Source organism: Lysobacter sp. SCRH-1R (assembly GCF_057747855.1).
In genome coordinates this window covers 3,511,234-3,528,142 of the sequence record NZ_CM173227.1, presented here as the reverse complement: position 1 = coordinate 3,528,142, position 16,909 = coordinate 3,511,234, and the positions used below count along the sequence as shown (strand labels likewise).

Sequence of the window (16,909 nt, the reverse complement as noted above, 5' to 3'; positions counted from 1 at the left end):
AGAGAAACACGGCCGGAATGGCCGTGTCAACAGTTTCTTTCGTAACTGCGAAAAAGTGTGGCCGGCGCCTCGTGGCGACGGCCGAATGGTTACGCATGCAACTGCGTCACGCACGAAGCTCGTCGCGAAGGGCTGCGTAGTCGGCCGGCAGCGCCCGTGCGGACGCGGGCCATGACAGGCATTGCGCGAGCGCGGCCGGAACCTCGACCGCATGTCCGATGAGCGGCTCGACGATGGTGTCGAACTTCGCCGGATGCGCGGTGGCCACCACCGCCCAGGGCCGCGTGTCGCCGGTTTCGCGAAGGCCTTCGAGCACGTGCAGGCCCGCCGCGGTATGCGGGTCGGCGACGACGCCGTGGCGCTCGGGCGCGTGCCGGACCACGTCGGTGATCGTCGCATCGTCGACGGAATGCGCGTTCACGCGGGCACGCAGTTCGTCGTCGCTCGCATGCCAGTAGCGCAGCCGCTCGAAATTGCTCGGCGCGCCCACGTCCATCGCGTTGGCGAGCGTCGCCTTCGTCGCGCGCGGCACGTATGCACCGCCGGCGAAATAGCGCGGCAGCACATCGTTGGCATTGCACGCCAGCACGAGTTCACCGACGGGAAGTCCCATCCGCCGCGCGAGCAGCGCCGCGCAGGCGTTGCCAAGGTTGCCCGTGGGCACGATCAGGTTGAGCGGCTGGCCGTGTTCGCGATGGAAATGCAACGCGGCGTGCGCGTAATAGGCGATCTGCGGCAGCAGCCGGCCAAGGCTGATGCTGTTGGCGGAACTCAGCGACACCTCGTGACGCAGTGCTTCGTCCGACAGCGCCTGCTTCGCCAGTCGCTGGCAATCGTCGAACGTGCCCTGCACGCGGAACGTGCGGACGTTGTCGCCCCAGCATTCCAGCCCGTGCGCCTGGCGCGGCGACACGCGGCCTTCGGGATAGAGGATGACAACGTTGAAGCCGTCGCGCCGATGGAACGCCGACGCGACGGCCGCGCCGGTGTCGCCGGAAGTCGCAACCACGATCGTTGTCGGTGGCGCATCGGCCGGCCGCAGCCGCGACAAGGCCTCGGCGAGAAAGCGTGCCGCGTAATCCTTGAACGCGGCCGTGGGGCCGTGGAAAAGTTCGAGCAGATGATCGCTTTCGCCCTTCATCGTGCGCAGCGGTGCGTCGAACGCGTAGGCGTGCGCGCAGATCGCGTCGAGTTCATCGCGCAAACGGGAATCGGCGAAGTACGGCGACAGGATTCGCTGCGCCGTTCGCGCGAGCGATTCGCCCGGCGCGATGCCGGCGCCATCGGGAATGCGTTCGGGCACGTACAGGCCGCCGTCTGGCGCAAGGCCCGCGACGAGTGCGCGATCGATCGGTGTAAGCGGCGCCGTTCCGCGGGTGCTGAGGAAGTTCATGCCGTCGTGCCCGCGTGCGAAGTGGCTTCGATCACGTCCGCCCTGGGCCCCGCAACCGGCGTCACGTACGCGCGCGATGCATAGCCCGCATCGGCGAACGCGGCCTGCATCGACGGTGCGGCGGCGATGGCCTGTTCGCGCGAGGCGAACCACGCGAACGTGCTCGGTCCCGCGCCGGAGATGCTCGCGCCGAGCGCGCCGCGGTCGAGCGCCGCGGCCTTGGCTTCATTGAAGCCCGGAATCAGCGGGGCGCGGCGCGGTTCGACCAGCAGATCGTGCAGGCCCTCGCGCAGCAGTTCCGCCTCGCCGCGTTGCAGACCGGTGAGGAACAGCGCGAGATGCGCGCTCTGCTCGACGATGTCGTGCAGCGGATACGGTTCGGCGAGCACCGCACGCGCGCGGCGCGTTTCCAGCACCTGGTCCGGATGCACGACGACCGCATGCAGCCACGCGGGCACGTCGAGCGGAATCATACGCGTGGCCGTCGCCATGACCACGCCTCCGAGCAGCATGGGCGCGACGTTGTCGCCATGACGACTGCCGCTGGAGACGTATTCGCCGTCGAGCGCGAACTCGTACAGCGCCTCGCGCGGAAGCGGCGCGTCGAGCACCGCGTTCGCCGCGACCAGCGCCGCGACGCACGAGGCGGCCGATCCGCCGAGGCCGGAGCCGAGCGGAATCCCTTTCTCCAATTCCAGTTCGAAGCCGTGCGCGAGGCCGAGCTTCGAACGCAACGCGATCAGCGCCTGTCCCGCGGTGTTGCGTTCGGCCTGCAGCGGCAGCGTTTCCGCGCCGGCCACGTCGCCGCGGATCGCGACGATGCGCACCGCGGGTTCGTCCACGCGTCGCACGATGGCGACGTCGCGCACGCCGTCGATGGAGTGGCCGAGCAGGTCGAAGCCCACGCCGATGTTGCCCACGCTTCCCGGCGCGAAGGCGCGCGCGACGCGCGGGCGTGACTGCTGTGCGTCCGTCTCCACGCTCATGCGTGCGCCTCCGCACGCGTTTCGGCCAGCGGCAGCGACAACGGCGGCGATGCGCCGAGCGACTGCGCGATCGCCAGCACGTCGCCGAACACGCCGGCGGCGGTGACGTCGGGGCCGGCGCCGGGGCCCTGCACGACGAGGGGATTCTCGGCATAGCGCCGCGTGCGGAACTGCACCAGGTTGTCGGTCAGGCGCGTGTGGCAGCAGGCGTGTTCGGCCGGCAGCGCGACCACGCCCACGCGCGCGAGGCCATCGCGATCGAGCTGCGCCAGATGCCGCAGGAAACGTGCTTCGCGCGCGGCCTCGCGCTGGCGCGCGAGCATCGGCTCGTCCATCTCCGAAAGCCGCGCGAGGAACTCCTCGCGTCCCACTTCGCGCAGTGCCGGCGGCACCAGGTTCTCCACGTCCACATCCTCCAGCGACAGCGCACGACCGGCCTCGCGCGCCAGGATCACGAGTTTTCGCGCGACATCCAGGCCGGACAGGTCGTCGCGCGGATCCGGTTCGGTGTAGCCCAGCGCCTGCGCCTCGCGGACGAGTTGCGAGAACGGCACCGTCCCGTCGAACCGGTTGAACAGCCACGCCAGTGTGCCCGAGAGCATGCCGTCGATGCCGTGCAGCTCGTCGCCCGTGTCGAGCAGGTTGCGCAGCGTGAGCATCACCGGAAGGCCGGCGCCGACGGTCGCCTCGTAGCGGAAGCGCCCGCCGCCGCGACGGCTGGCGTCCTGGATGGCGGCGTAATGATCCCACGCGCCGCTGCCGGCCTGCTTGTTCGGCGTGACCACGTGGATGCCGCGCGCAAGCCAGCGCGGGTATTGCGCGGCCACGCGCGGGCTCGCGCTGCAGTCGACGATCAGCGCGTGCGGCAGGTGTTCGCCGCGAACGTGGTCGGCGAAGCGCTCCAGGTCCAGCGGCTGCGCGGCGCCGCCTTCCAGTCGCGCGGCGGCATCGGCCGGTTCGACGCCGCGTTCGTCCAGCACCATCGCGCGGCTGTTGGCGATGGCGCGCAGGCGCAGGTCGATGCCCGAACGCCGCCGCAACGAAGGCAACGCGGCCGACATCTGCACCAGCAGCGCGCTGCCGACCTGGCCGGGGCCGATCACACCGACCGACAGCGACTGCGGCGACAACCAGAACGCCGCATGCGCGGCGCGCAATGCGCGCGTGGCATCGGCCGCGCCGATCGCGACGGAGAGGTTGCGCTCACCCGCACCCTGCGCGATGGCTCGCGCATTGACGCGCGCCTGCGCAAGGCCGCCGAGCAGTCGCGCGGCGACGCCGGGCGTGCCGACCATCCCGTCGCCCACCGCCGCGAGCACGGCGATGTCGCGAGTCAGGGTCACGCCCTGCGCCTGTCCGTCGGCGATGGCGTCGGCGAATGCGGATGCTGCGGCATCGCGCGCGCGTTCGGCCTGGTCGGCGCGCAGGACGCAGCAGATCGAGTGTTCGGACGAGCCCTGCGAGATCATCGTCACCGACACGCCCGCGCCGCGGAGCGCGCCGAACAGGCGCTCGGCCGCGCCCGGCACGCCGACCATGCCGTTGCCGACGAGTTCGACGATGGCGAGATCGCGCACCAGGCTCAGGCCCTTCACCGGCGCGCCATCGCGACCGCTGTCGGGGGCGATCAGCGTGCCGGGCGCCTCGGGCCGCTTCGTGTTGCGGATCCACAGCGGGATGCCGCGTTCCTGCACCGGCGCCATCGTCTGCGGATGCAGCACCTTCGCGCCGAAGTACGCGAGCTCGCAGGCTTCGGCGTAGGACATCGAGGGCAGGCACACGGCTTCGGGCACCAGGCGCGGATCGGCGGAGAGCACGCCGTCCACGTCAGTCCAGATCGTCAGCGCTTCGGCGTCGAACAGGTTGGCGAAGATCGCGGCGGAGTAGTCGCTGCCGTTACGCCCAAGCGTCGTCGCGTGGCCCTGCGCATCGCGCGCGACGAAGCCGGTGATCACGACGTTGCCGTCGTTGCGCATGCGCCAGTCGGCCAGTCGCGCGCGGCTTTCGCGCCAGTCCACCGCCATGCCCATTTCGCCCGCATGGACGACGAGCACGTCGCGCGCGTCGAGGCGTCGCCACGATGCGGCCTCGCCGCCGAGCGCGGCGTGCATCAGGCGGGAAGACAGCAGTTCGCCGAAGCCGGGCAGGCCGGCCGCGAACGCGTGAGCATCGGGTGCGCCGGCGGCGATGGCGTCGAGATCGCGGCGCAGCGTTTCGAACTCGGCCGCGAGCGCGTCGCCGAGCGCGAAGCGGCCGTCGGGATCGAGCGCGGCGGCGGCGATCGCGTGGCGTTCGTGCAGCGCGTCCACCGACGGGCGCCAGGGCTCGCCGCGACGCGCGGCGTCGAGCAGCGCGATCACCGCATCGGTGACGCCCTGCATCGCCGACACGACGACGATGCGGGTGCGGGTGCGGGCGGGATCGTCCACCAGCGCGGCGGCGGCGCGGTAGAGCGGGGCATCGGCAAGGCTGCTGCCGCCGAACTTATGCACGTGGCACGGCGGAGCGGGTGGGTGGGACGCATCGGCGGGCGACATCGGGGCGGGCTCCTGTGGGGCTCCGCGAACCGTCGGGGTGCCAGGCCTGCGCACCCGGGCGGGGTGCGGAGGCGTGGTCTTCAGATCACCTGGACACGCCCGTCCGCACCCGCAAGCGAGTGGTACCGGTACCGGTGGTAATCGCAACGAACGAGGCCGCCCTCGCCGCACCGGTCGGTGCGGTCGTCAGGGTCGGCGTCGGCGTGTTGCGATGCGTCATGAGCCGAGAAGATCACGCGGTTTCGGGGGCTGTCAACAGTTACGTACGCAACGGCCGGAGCGGCCCGGCCGGGGAGGCAGAGCGGAAAGCGGCGTTCGCTATCCCGTTGCGGGCCCGGCCGTTGGACCCGCCCGTCGCCGCGTGTTCAAATGCACGCCGAAGCGGGGGTACCGGCGTCATCGCCGGTTGAGAAAGACCCTTCGAACCTGACGCGGTTGAGACCGCCGTAGGGAAGCTTCGCCGGATGCGACGACCGTTCGCAATCCGTCGCTGCCCGCTTCGTCCCGGCTCGCAAGAGCGCACCACAGGACGAACCCAATGAATGCAGTCCCCACCGAGTTGATCCAGAAGGCCGAACAGCTGTCGGCCGACGTCACCCGCCCGATCCCGGGCTCGCACAAGATCCACGTCGAAGGCTCGCGCCCCGACATCCGCGTGCCGATGCGCGAGATCGCGCTGGCGAAGACGCCGACGATGTTCGGCGGCGAGGACAACGCGCCGCTCGCGGTGTACGACACGTCCGGTGCGTACACCGATGCGAACGCGCACATCGACCTTGCTCGCGGGCTCGTTCCGCTGCGCGCGCAGTGGATCGCCGAACGCGGCGACACCGAAGTGCTGTCCGCGCTCTCCTCGGAATTCGGACGCAAGCGCGAGCACGATCCCAAGCTCGATGCCGTGCGCTTCCGCAATCGCCCGCAGCCGCGTCGTGCGCTGTCCGGCGCCAACGTCACGCAGATGCACTACGCCCGGCGCGGCATCGTCACGCCGGAAATGGAGTTCATCGCGATCCGTGAGAACCAGCGTCTGGAGCAGATCCGCGAGGCGCACCTGCTGCGCCAGCACGCAGGCGAAACCTTCGGCGCGAACATCCAGAAGATCATCACCCCGGAATTCGTGCGCGATGAAGTGGCGCGCGGCCGCGCGATCATCCCCAACAACATCAACCATCCCGAAAGCGAGCCGATGATCATCGGCCGCAACTTCCTCACCAAGGTCAACGCGAACATCGGCAATTCCGCGGTGTCGTCGGGCATCGCCGAGGAAGTGGAGAAGCTGGTGTGGTCGATCCGCTGGGGCGCCGACACGGTGATGGACCTGTCCACCGGCAAGCACATCCATGAAACGCGTGAGTGGATCATCCGCAATTCGCCGGTGCCGATCGGCACGGTGCCGATCTACCAGGCGCTGGAGAAGGTCGACGGTCGTGCGGAAGAACTCAACTGGGAGATCTTCCGCGACACGCTGATCGAACAGGCCGAACAGGGCGTGGATTACTTCACCATCCACGCCGGCGTGCTGCTGCGCTACGTTCCTCTTACCGCAGGTCGCGTAACCGGCATCGTCTCGCGCGGCGGTTCGATCCTCGCCAAGTGGTGCCTGGCGCACCACAAGGAAAACTTCCTCTACACGCATTTCGAAGAGATCTGCGAAATCATGAAGGCCTACGACGTGGCCTTCTCGCTGGGCGACGGGCTGCGCCCGGGCTCGATCGCCGACGCGAACGACGCGGCGCAGTTCGGCGAACTCGAAACGCTGGGCGAACTGACCAAGATCGCGTGGAAGCACGACGTGCAGACCATGATCGAAGGCCCCGGCCATGTGCCGATGCAGCTGATCAAGGAAAACATGGACAAGCAGCTGCGCGAGTGCGGCGAGGCGCCGTTCTACACGCTCGGCCCGCTGACCACCGACATCGCGCCGGGTTACGACCACATCACCAGCGCCATCGGTGCGGCGATGATCGGCTGGTTCGGCACGGCGATGCTCTGCTACGTCACGCCGAAGGAACACCTGGGCCTGCCGAACAAGCATGACGTGCGCGAAGGCCTGATGGCCTACAGGATCGCGGCGCATGCGGCGGATCTGGCCAAGGGCCATCCGGGCGCGCAGGCGCGCGACAACGCGATGAGCAAGGCGCGTTTCGAATTCCGCTGGGAGGACCAGTTCAACCTCGGCCTCGATCCGGAGCGCGCACGCGAGTACCACGACGAGACCCTGCCGAAGGACGCGCACAAGGTCGCGCATTTCTGTTCGATGTGCGGCCCGCACTTCTGCTCGATGAAGATCACCCAGGACGTGCGCGATTACGCGAAGGAACACGGCGTCGACGAAGAGGCCGCGCTGGCCGAAGGCATGGCGGAGAAGTCCGCGGAGTTCCGCGCGCAGGGTGCGCAGGTCTACCGGAAGGCATAGGAACGAGCGGAGAGGAACGGGAACGAGTGGGGGCGTCCTCGTTTCTCGTTCCTGCTCACTCGTTCCCCGCCTTCGGCTAGGCTTTGCGGCGACCCACCCGAAGGATCGCGACCCATGGCGGAAAACCGTATCGGCCTGTTGCGCTGGCGCGTGCAGGCGCGCCGGCATCCGTCGGCGTTCCTGCTCGCGGCGCAGTTGTTGAGCCTGGTGCTGTATCCGCTGTTCGACGAGATGCGCGGCGGGCGCGTGCTGTTCGGCGCGCTCGGCGTGGTGGTGCTGATGCTGGCCGTGTGGGTGGTCAACCGCAGCCCGGCGAAGGTGTGGGTCGCATGGCTGCTGGCCGCGCCGGCGCTGGCGCTGTCGGTGCTATCGCTGCTGGGCCACGACACGCTGCTGGTGGTGTCCTCGGCGCTGGAAGCGCTGGTGTACCTGTATGCCGCGGGAAGCCTGATCGCCTACATGCTCGGCGACCATCGCGTGACCGCGGACGAACTCTTCGCCGCAGGCGCGACGTTCACGCTGCTCGCCTGGGGCTTCGCCTATGCGTATTTCGTCTGCCAGGCGTGGTATCCGGGGAGTTTCACCGGCGCCCTGCGGCCGGGTGAACCGCGCACGTGGCTGGAACTGCTGTTCCTGAGCTTCACCACGCTGTCGGCCACCGGGCTGGGCGACATCCTCCCGCTGTCGTCGCCGGCGCGCGTGCTGGTGATGCTGGAGCAGTTCGCGGGCGTGGCGTACATCGCCGTGGTCGTGTCCCGCCTGGTGGGGCTGACGATGCTCCGGTACGGGCCGAGGTAACACGCACGGCCTGCGATCGCGGTGCGAAGCACGCGTGCAACGAAAACCGTGTAAAAGGGCACCAGCCAGAGGGGCGGCTGGAATGCGGTCCGGGGTACCGCCGAAAAAAGATTCGCGCCGGTTGGCGCGAATGCTGGAACGGTACGTTCTGTAATACGTCGGCGAGAGAGGGCCTGAAGCCACCCCCGTGTAAACGGGAGTAAGCCTGCGGACGTTAGAATGAGCGGGCAAGCTTTGCTTTCCCCGTCAGGTCCGGCCTCTTTGCCGGGTTTGCCGATTAGTCCTCATCGACACGTTCGGCACATGACGGCCGTTCAGCTTGCCGAGCACCATCTCCGGATTCATGCAAAGACCCTCCGAACCCTCCACCTCGCCTCTGCCGTCCGAACGACTGCGCGTGGGCGAGTGCGTGGTCGACGTGCCGCTGCGCGAGATCCGCGCGCCGGGCAAGCGTCGCCCGCTGCGCATCACGCCCAAGTCGATGGGCGTGCTGCTGGTACTGGTGGAGCAGGCCGGCCGCGTGGTGAGCCGCGATGCGCTGATGACCGAAGTCTGGCCGGACACGCTGCCGACCAACGACGTGGTCACCCAGGCGATCACGCAGCTGCGCAAGGCGTTCGACGACGAGCGCGGCAATCCGCGCTACATCGAGACCATCGCGAAGAACGGCTACCGCCTGCTCGCGCCGATCGAGTGGGTGTACACCGGCGAGCCGGTCGCCAGCGCGGAAGTCGTCGCGAGCGACGAACGCTGGGCCGATCCGACCCGCACGACCGCCAAGTACCCGGCGATCGCCGGCGCCGATCCGAGCGAGCCGCTGGCGCCGGTGCCGTTTCCCGAAACCTCCACGCCGCGCGGCACGTGGACGTCGATCGTCGCCGTGGTCTTCGCCGTCGCGCTGCTGGTCGCGGGCCTGGTGGCCTGGGCGCTGGTGCGCACGCCCGCGCCCCCGCCGGGTGCGGGTCCGGCGGTCGCGGTGTCCGGAATGCAGGGACTGCGCAGCGAGCGTCCGTACCGCCTGATCACCTCGGCGCCGGGCTTCGAACTTTCGCCGGCGCTGTCGCCCGATGCGGGACTCGTGGCGTACGTCGCCATTCCCGACGGACAGCGCGGCACGGCGATCATGGTGCAGACCACCGAGCAGACCCAGCCGCGCCAGCTCACGCGTCCGCCGGAAGGTGCCGACGATACCGCGCCCGCGTGGTCGCCGGACGGACGCTGGGTCGCCTTCATGCGGCTGAGCGCGAACGGCTGCAGCATCCGCCTGGTCACGCCCAACGCGCGTGCCGAGCATGAAGTCGGCGCGTGCGATCGGCGCAATCCGCCGAGCTTCGATTGGACGCCCGACAGCAACGGCCTGATCTTCGGCGGCATGAGCAACGGGCAGGGCAGTGCCGGCCTGCGCGTGCTCGATCTGGACAGCGGGCAGTGGCGTTCGATCGACTACCCGCACGATCCCGAGCAGCTGGACACCGACCCGCGCTATTCGCCGGACGGACGCTGGATCGTGTTCGTGCGCAACGCGCCGCTCGGCGATTTCTGGCGAATCCCGGCGCAGGGCGGCAACGCCGAGCGCCTGAGCCGCCTGCGTGCCGACATGCGCGGCTGGGACTGGTCGCCGAGCGGGCGCGGGCTGCTCTTCAGTGCGATGGTCGACGGCGAGTACCGACTGTTCCGGCTCGACACCGACACCGGATATGCGCGGCCGGTCGGGCTCGACGATGCCCAGGCGCCCGTCGCGGCCCGGTCGCGGCGGGCGATCGCGTTCGTGCAGCGCCGGCCATACTTCGGCCTGTACCGCGTGCAGCTCGCCAGCGGCGAGGGTCCGGGCCGGGTGCACGTGGTCGAACCGCTGTTCGCCTCGTCCTCGCGCGACCTGCTACCGGCGATCGCCCCGGATGGCCGGCAGCTGGCGTTCGTGTCCGATCGCTCCGGCAGCAACGGGCTGTGGGTCGGCGACGTCCGCCAGCCCGACACGTTGCGGATGATGGGCGGCGTGCGCCCGGGCACCCGCTACGCGCCGGCCTGGTCGCCCGATTCGCGCCGCCTGCTTGCGACCGGCACGGACGAGCGCGGCCGTGGCGTGGTGCAGGAAGTGATGGCGGCCAGCGGCCAGGTGGCGACATTGCCGGTGCCCGACGCCGACCCGCTGCAGGCGCAGTACGCGGCCGAACCGAACCGCCTGTTCGTCCTGGCCGCGGGCGAGGACGGCGTCCCGCAGTTGCGCCTGTACGACCGGTCGAGCCGCCCTTGGCGATCGCTGGGACGGATCGATGGCGTCTCCCATTTCGAGGTGGACGCCGCCCGCAACCGCATCGTGTTCACCCGGCTGACCGAGGCCGGGCTGTGGGAGGCGGGGCCGGAGCTCACCGCCGCCTCGATCCGCCGGGTCAGCGCCACCGAGCCCACGGCCGACCGCTATCGCATGTGGACGGTGACCCCGGCGGGCGAGGTCCGGTACCTCGAACGCCTCCAGGGCTGCGCCGCCAGCCTGCGCCGGATCGTCCCCGACGACGCCGCTCCGCCGCGCTGCCTGGACCAGCTCCGGCGCTCGGCGGTGAACGGATTCAGCCTCGGCGGGCCGCGCGGTGAGGTGGCCTATCTGGCCCTGGTCGACTGGGATGGGGCTGATATCGGTTACATGGAGCTTCCGAAGGAAAACCGCGAGGTCGTGCCCGGCTGGATCAAGTAATTGATCCTTTTGGGGAAAGTGCTTTCGGAAGTCCTTCGGTTTTGCATTCGTTGCGATTTCGGATAACTCTCCACCAACTTTCCTGATGTGAAGGCGGTGTGTACGGCAAATCCATTGACCATTCTCGGCACATGAGGTGGACCAATGGAGCAAGTGCAATGGGCGGACCGCGGGCAGCTTCTGCAGCTCGACACGCCTGAGGGCGCGGTTCAGGGCGGTTGCATCGGCGTCTCGCGGCTGGGCAGCGCCCAGGTCTCGGGGGGCTTCTCGTTCTGGCTGCAGCTGCATGGCAGCTCGTGGGTCGAGGCGAAGGAAGGCAAGTTCCGGCTGCGCAGCGGCGACTGGATCGCCTTCGAGAAGGATTCCAAGCCGACCGTGCAGGCCGACCGCTTCGGCGTCTGCATCGGCCTGACCCTGTCGGGCGACGCGCTGCGGGAGATGACCCGCTTCGCCGATCGCGGCCTGTATGCCGGCCGTGGCCAGATGACCCGACACGACGCCCGCATCGGCCTGCGCCTGTGGCGCGAGGCGGCCGCCCGTCTTTCGGAAAACCCGGGCGCGGCGTTCGATGCCGCGCTGCTGCGCCCGATCCTGCTGCACCTGGCGGGCGTCCAGCGCGACCTGGCCGCGCGCATCCCGCGTTGCCCGGGCCGCTCGCGCAGCCGCAAGCGCCAGGTGTTCGGCCGCCTCCAGCGCGCCCGCCTGTACCTGGAAGGCAACTGCGACCGCGTGGTCCGCATCAGCGAACTGGCCGAGCTGACCAGCTTCTCCAGCTGGTACTTCTCCAAGACCTTCCACAGTCTTTATGAGGAGAGCCCGCAGGCCGCCTCGGCGCGCATGCGCCTGGAGCACGCGGCGGACCTGCTCACCAGCACGTCGATGATGATCGGCGAGGTCGCCGCCGCCAGCGGCTTCGACAACTGCTGCAGCTTCGCGCGTGCGTTCCGCGCGCGGTTCGGCGTGTCGGCCACACGTTACCGCGCCGCCGCCGCGCGCGAGGAGGCGGGCAAGACCCAGTCCGCCACGCGCAAGTCGCTGGAACGCAAGTCGCTGGCGACCAGCGGCTGAGCGGCTCCATCGTTCGACAAGGAACGGCCGGCGCGATGCCGGCCGTTCGCGTTGGCGGGAAATCTGAGAACGTCGTCGCGACTTGACGCGCAGCGCACTCCGAACGTGCGTTCGCGAACACAACGGATGTGAAGGTCGCGTTCGTCGCGGGCAGAGTCGGCAAAGTCTCTCAGCACCCCCTGCAAAGCTATTGCGCTCCCCAGAACTTAAGTTTGATCGGCGTTTTAACACGCCCATAACAGATATCTGGAGAGAGATAGATGAACCATCGCAATATGCGCACCGCGATGCGCGTCGGCATGCTGCCGGCCGGTATCGCGATCGCACTGGCGCCGGCGTTTGCCGTCGCGCAGGAAGGTGGCGAGCAGCAGGCGACCACCCTCGATCGCATCGAAGTGACCGGCTCGCGCATCAAGCGCGCCGACGTCGAGACTTCGCAGCCGATCTTCACGCTGAGCCGCGCCGAGATCCAGAAGCAGGGCGTGACCTCGGTGGCCGATGTGCTGCAGCGCATCTCCACCAACGGCGCCGCGCTGAACACCACGTTCAACAACGGCGGTGACGGCTCGGCCGGCATCAGCCTGCGCAACCTCGGCGAAGGCCGCACCCTGGTGCTGGTCAACGGCCGTCGCTGGACCCAGGGCCTGGGCGGCAGCGTCGACCTGAACACCATCCCGGCGGCGATGATCGAGCGCGTGGAAGTCCTGAAGGACGGCGCCTCGACCATCTACGGTTCGGACGCGATCGCGGGCGTGGTCAACATCATCACCCGTAGCAACTTCGAAGGTGCCGAAGCCGGCGCCTACATCGGCCAGTACTCGCAGGGCGACGGCACGCGCGAGGCCTACGACTTCACCATCGGCACCGGCAACGATCGCGGCAACGTGATGATCGGCGCGTCGTACGTGAAGGAAGATGCCGTGATGGCCGGCGACCGTTCGATCTCGGCCGGTGGTCCTCCGTTCTTCGGCGGCCAGTCGGGCACGGGCTTCCCGGGTTCGTTCGTCGATCCCACCAGCGACACGCGTTACATCCTGGACGGCAACGGCCAGCCGGTCGAGTACGTCTCGTCGGTGCACGGCTACAACACCGCGCCGGACAACTACCTGCTGACCCCGCAGGAGCGCACCTCGCTGTTCGCCCAGGCGAACTACGACATCACCGACAACTTCCGCTTCAAGACCGAGATGCTCTACAACGAGCGCATCTCGGAGCAGCTGCTCGCGGCGATGCCGGTCACCGGCCTGACCCTGAGCGCCGACAGCTACTACAACCCGACCAACCCGGACGGCCTGTACGGCAACGTCCTGGGCGGCACGGCGCGTGACCTGATCGGCGTCAACCGCCGCTTCCAGGAGTCGGGTGGCCGTTCGTTCAACCAGAACGTCAAGAACTGGCACTTCTACGGCGGCTTCGAAGGCTACTTCGAGATCGGCGACCGTACCTTCGACTGGGATACCGGTTACCGCTACGACCGCACCGACGAGAACGACCTGACCTACGGTCTGTTCAACCTGGCCAACCTTGAAAGCGCCTACGGCCCGTCGTTCCTCGACACCGACGGCGTCGTCAAGTGCGGCACGCCGGGCGACGTGATCGCCGGTTGCGTGCCGGTCAACGCCCTGGGCCCGAACGGTGCGATCTCGCCGGAGGCCATCGACTACACCGCCTTCACCGCGCACGACTCCAGCCGCGTCACCTCGAAGAGCTACTACGCCAACATCAGCGGCGACATCGTCGACCTGCCGGCTGGCGCGCTCGCCTTCGCGGCAGGTTATGAGCACCGCACCGAGAGCGGCCAGTACGATCCCGACGCGTTCATCGCGGCGGGCCTGAGCACCGGCAACGGCTCCAAGCCGACCTCCGGTTCCTACAAGCTCGATGAGTACTACCTCGAGCTGGCGGTTCCGGTGCTGGCCGACCTGCCGGGCGCCAAGCTGCTCGACTTCTCGCTGGCCACCCGTTACTCGGACTTCAGCAACTTCGGTAACACGCTGAACAGCAAGTTCGGTTTCCGCTGGAAGCCGATCGACGACCTGATGGTCCGTGGTAACTGGTCCGAGGGCTTCCGCGCTCCGACGATCAACAACCTGTACGCCGGTGACTCCGACTCGTTCGAGAGCTACATCGACCCGTGCTCCACGCACTCGGGTCTGCGCACCGGTCAGGTCGCGGCGCTGTGCGACGCGCAGGGTGTTCCGACGGACTTCGAGCAGCCGGGCGATGGTTCGTCGCGCCAGACGCTCGAGCCGTTCACCTGGTCGTCGAACGAGCAGCTGCAGCCGGAAACGTCGACGACCCGCACGCTGGGCTTCGTCTACAACCCGAGCTGGCTGGAAGGCTTCGACATCTCGCTGGACTGGTGGAAGATCGAGATCGAGAACGCCATCAGCCGTCCGGAAGCGCAGTTCATCCTGGACAAGTGCTACGCCGGTACGCCGGGCGAGCAGGCGATCTACTGCGGCCTGTTCTCGCGCGATCCGAACTACCCGGGCGACAACTACATCATCACGCAGCTCGAGATGCCTCTGCTGAACCTGGCCGAGTACACCGTCGAGGGCTGGGACATGACCGTGAACTACAAGTTCCCGGAAACGTCCTTCGGTAAGTTCGCGATCACCTGGGACAGCACCTACACCTCGAACTGGGCGACCAAGGCCACGGCGGACTCCATCGAGGAGCAGCGCCAGGGCCTGTACCTGCCGCAGGATCCGTACTGGCGCATCAAGTCCAACATGTACCTGGACTGGACGCTGGGTGACTGGGGCGCGACCTGGGGCATGCGCTACAAGTCCGGCCTGGACGAGAGCTGCCCGTACGCGGGTGGCAGCGCTGACGCCGAGGCTTACTGCTCGGATCCGGGTCGCGTGACGGCCGATGGTCCGGCTCCGCGCAACTACCTGGGCGCCGTGACCTATCACGACGTGCAGGTGCGCTACAACACGCCGTGGAACGCGACCGTCTCGGTCGGTGCCAACAACGTGTTCGACAAGGAACCGCCGCTGTCGCTGCGCGCTCCGTACAACCAGTTCGATCCGCAGTACGACCTGCCGGGTGCTTACTACTACATCCAGTACCGTCAGCGCTTCTGATCGACCGCTGTACGCAACAACGCACCACCGCTACGGCCCCGAAAGGGGCCGTAGTTCTTTCCGGCGCCCGGTGGCGCGCGCTGTGCCGGATCTGGCGCGAAGCGGCTTCGCCGGTACGATGGCGGGATTCCTCCGAGCCGAGTCCCGATGAAACTGCAGGTCCCGTTCATCCAGCTGCCCCTGACGTTCGACGCCGCCGCCCTGGAGGCGGAGATCGCCGCGCTCGGCGACGGGCCCTGGAAGCCGCATCCGCAGGGATTCGCGGGCAATTCGATGCTGCCGCTGGTGGCCGCCCATGGCGATCCGGACAACGGGGCCTTCGCCGGCCCGATGCGGCCCACACCGGAACTGCTGCGCTGCCCGTACCTGACGCAGGTGCTCGCCAGCCTCGGCGCGACCGTGGGGCGCAGCCGGCTGATGCGCCTGTCGGGCCATGCCGAAGTCACCCGCCACGCCGACCAGGGCTATTACTGGGCCGAGCGCGTGCGCGTGCACATTCCGGTCGTCACGCAGCCGACCGTGCAGTTCGAATGCGACAGGGCCGTGATCAACATGGCTGCTGGCGAATGCTGGATCTTCGACACCTGGCGCCAGCACCGCGTGCTCAACGACGCGGTGGAATCGCGCGTGCACCTGGTCGTGGACACCGTCGGCGGCGGGCGCTTCTGGGAGATGGTCAACCGCGGGCGCCCGCACGACGCGCCGCGCGCCGGATGGCAGACCGTGCACATCGCGCCGAAGGCGGGCGACGTCGCGCCGTTCGCCTGCGAACGCGTCAACGTGCCCACGGTGATGAGCCCGTGGGAACTCAACGATCACCTCGGCCTGCTGCTCGCCGACGCGGTGCCGCATCCGAACCTGCCGCAGGTGCGGCAGATCGCGATGCGTTTCTCGCGGCAATGGCAGGGCCTGTGGTTCGAGTTCGGCGACCGCGAGGAAGGGCGCGCGCGTTACGCCGCGACCCTGCAGCGCTTCATCGAGGACATCCGCGGCCCGAGCCAGCCGATGGTGCTGAAGAACGAACTGCGCTGGTTCAACGCGCTGATGACCATCGTGTGCAAGTTCGCCGTCGCGGGCGAGGGTGCGCCGATGCCGGCGACGGCCGCGCGGCAGCGCGAAGTGGGCGACAACGCCTGACGAAAAAGGCCGCCCGGAGGCGGCCTTTTCCTGCGCTCGGGAAGCGGACGCCGATCAGAAGTTCGGCTTCTGCTCTTCCGCGTTGTAGCGCGCGATCGCGTCGTTGAGGATCGCCTTGGCTTCGGCGGCGCCGCCCCAGCCTTCGATCTTCACCCACTTGCCCTTCTCCAGGTCCTTGTAGTGCTCGAAGAAGTGGCCGATGCGTTCGAGCCAGTGCTTGGACACCTGTTCGATGTCGCTGATGTGCGAGTAGCCGCCGAAGATCTTCGGCACCGGCACGGCGATCAGCTTCTCGTCCGAACCCGCCTCGTCGCTCATCTTCAGCACGCCGACCGGCACGCAGCGGATCACCGAACCCGGCACCAGCGGCAGCGGGAGGATCACCAGCACGTCGGCCGGATCGCCGTCGCCGCACAGCGTGTGCGGGACGTAGCCGTAGTTGCACGGATAGCGCATCGGCGTGGACAGGATGCGGTCGACGAAGATCGCGCCCGAAGCCTTGTCGACCTCGTACTTGACCGGCTCGGCGTCCTTCGGGATTTCGATGATGACGTTGATCTCATCCGGCGGGTTCTTGCCGGTGGGGACGAGGTCCAGACCCATGCGGTACTCCAGCTGCGTAAGGCCCAGCCGGATCGGCGGGGCGGGTGATTCGGGAAAGCGGCCCGGCATTTTACGCGGCCGGCTGTTGCGGCGCAGCAGGCGTTGGTCCGCGGGGCACGGTCCGGGGCGGTCTTCGCGGCATGGCGGTCCGCTTCCGGCCCGGAAGTGACTTCCGGGCATGGGTCGG

At 68.5% G+C, this 16,909-nt stretch carries 10 protein-coding genes and 1 riboswitch; of the genes, 6 read left to right on the top strand and 4 right to left on the bottom strand.

The window, feature by feature from the left end; all coding sequences use genetic code 11:
- Positions 1 to 106: 106 nt before the first annotated feature.
- The 3 genes from thrC to thrA are packed head-to-tail and all read right to left on the bottom strand — an operon-like array spanning position 107 to position 4,916.
- Entirely contained in the window at positions 107 to 1,393 is a 1,287-nt protein-coding gene (gene thrC / locus AC3ANK_RS16120; protein ID WP_206862165.1) for a threonine synthase, read from the bottom strand.
- Complete coding sequence (locus AC3ANK_RS16115) at positions 1,390 to 2,379, bottom strand: homoserine kinase (protein ID WP_206862164.1); 990 nt, start codon at positions 2,377 to 2,379, stop codon at positions 1,390 to 1,392. The genes thrC and AC3ANK_RS16115 overlap by 4 nt, the downstream gene beginning before the upstream one ends.
- Complete coding sequence (gene thrA / locus AC3ANK_RS16110) at positions 2,376 to 4,916, bottom strand: bifunctional aspartate kinase/homoserine dehydrogenase I (RefSeq protein ID WP_206862163.1); 2,541 nt, start codon at positions 4,914 to 4,916, stop codon at positions 2,376 to 2,378. Before thrA ends, AC3ANK_RS16115 begins: the two co-directional genes overlap by 4 nt.
- A 373-nt stretch (positions 4,917 to 5,289) precedes the next feature.
- Positions 5,290 to 5,387: riboswitch (TPP riboswitch) on the top strand.
- A 67-nt stretch (positions 5,388 to 5,454) separates the two neighbouring features.
- Between thrA and thiC the strand changes: the two genes are divergently transcribed.
- The 6 genes from thiC to AC3ANK_RS16080 all read left to right on the top strand — a co-directional run bounded on the left by thiC (position 5,455) and on the right by AC3ANK_RS16080 (position 16,119).
- Complete coding sequence (gene thiC / locus AC3ANK_RS16105; protein WP_206862162.1) at positions 5,455 to 7,332, top strand: phosphomethylpyrimidine synthase ThiC; 1,878 nt, start codon at positions 5,455 to 5,457, stop codon at positions 7,330 to 7,332.
- Between the two features lie 114 nt (positions 7,333 to 7,446).
- Complete coding sequence (locus tag AC3ANK_RS16100; RefSeq protein ID WP_484171529.1) at positions 7,447 to 8,130, top strand: ion channel; 684 nt, start codon at positions 7,447 to 7,449, stop codon at positions 8,128 to 8,130.
- A 343-nt stretch (positions 8,131 to 8,473) separates the two neighbouring features.
- Positions 8,474 to 10,822 (top strand): winged helix-turn-helix domain-containing protein, encoded by a 2,349-nt coding sequence (locus tag AC3ANK_RS16095; protein ID WP_484171528.1) that lies wholly within the window; start codon positions 8,474 to 8,476, stop codon positions 10,820 to 10,822.
- Between the two features lie 144 nt (positions 10,823 to 10,966).
- Positions 10,967 to 11,890, top strand: coding sequence for a helix-turn-helix domain-containing protein (locus AC3ANK_RS16090; protein WP_206862159.1), 924 nt, complete (start codon positions 10,967 to 10,969; stop codon positions 11,888 to 11,890).
- A gap of 287 nt (positions 11,891 to 12,177) precedes the next feature.
- Positions 12,178 to 14,982: a TonB-dependent receptor plug domain-containing protein gene (locus AC3ANK_RS16085; protein ID WP_242525318.1), complete on the top strand. Its 2,805-nt coding sequence runs from the start codon at positions 12,178 to 12,180 to the stop codon at positions 14,980 to 14,982.
- 147 nt (positions 14,983 to 15,129) lie between these two features.
- Positions 15,130 to 16,119 carry an aspartyl/asparaginyl beta-hydroxylase domain-containing protein gene (locus AC3ANK_RS16080; RefSeq protein WP_206862157.1) on the top strand — a complete coding sequence of 330 codons (990 nt, stop codon included), beginning with the start codon at positions 15,130 to 15,132 and terminating at the stop codon, positions 16,117 to 16,119.
- Between the two features lie 54 nt (positions 16,120 to 16,173).
- Here the strand turns inward: AC3ANK_RS16080 and ppa are convergent, their stop codons facing one another.
- A complete protein-coding gene (ppa, locus tag AC3ANK_RS16075; RefSeq protein ID WP_206862156.1) occupies positions 16,174 to 16,722 on the bottom strand; it encodes an inorganic diphosphatase in 549 nt (182 codons plus the stop codon).
- Positions 16,723 to 16,909: the final 187 nt, after the last annotated feature.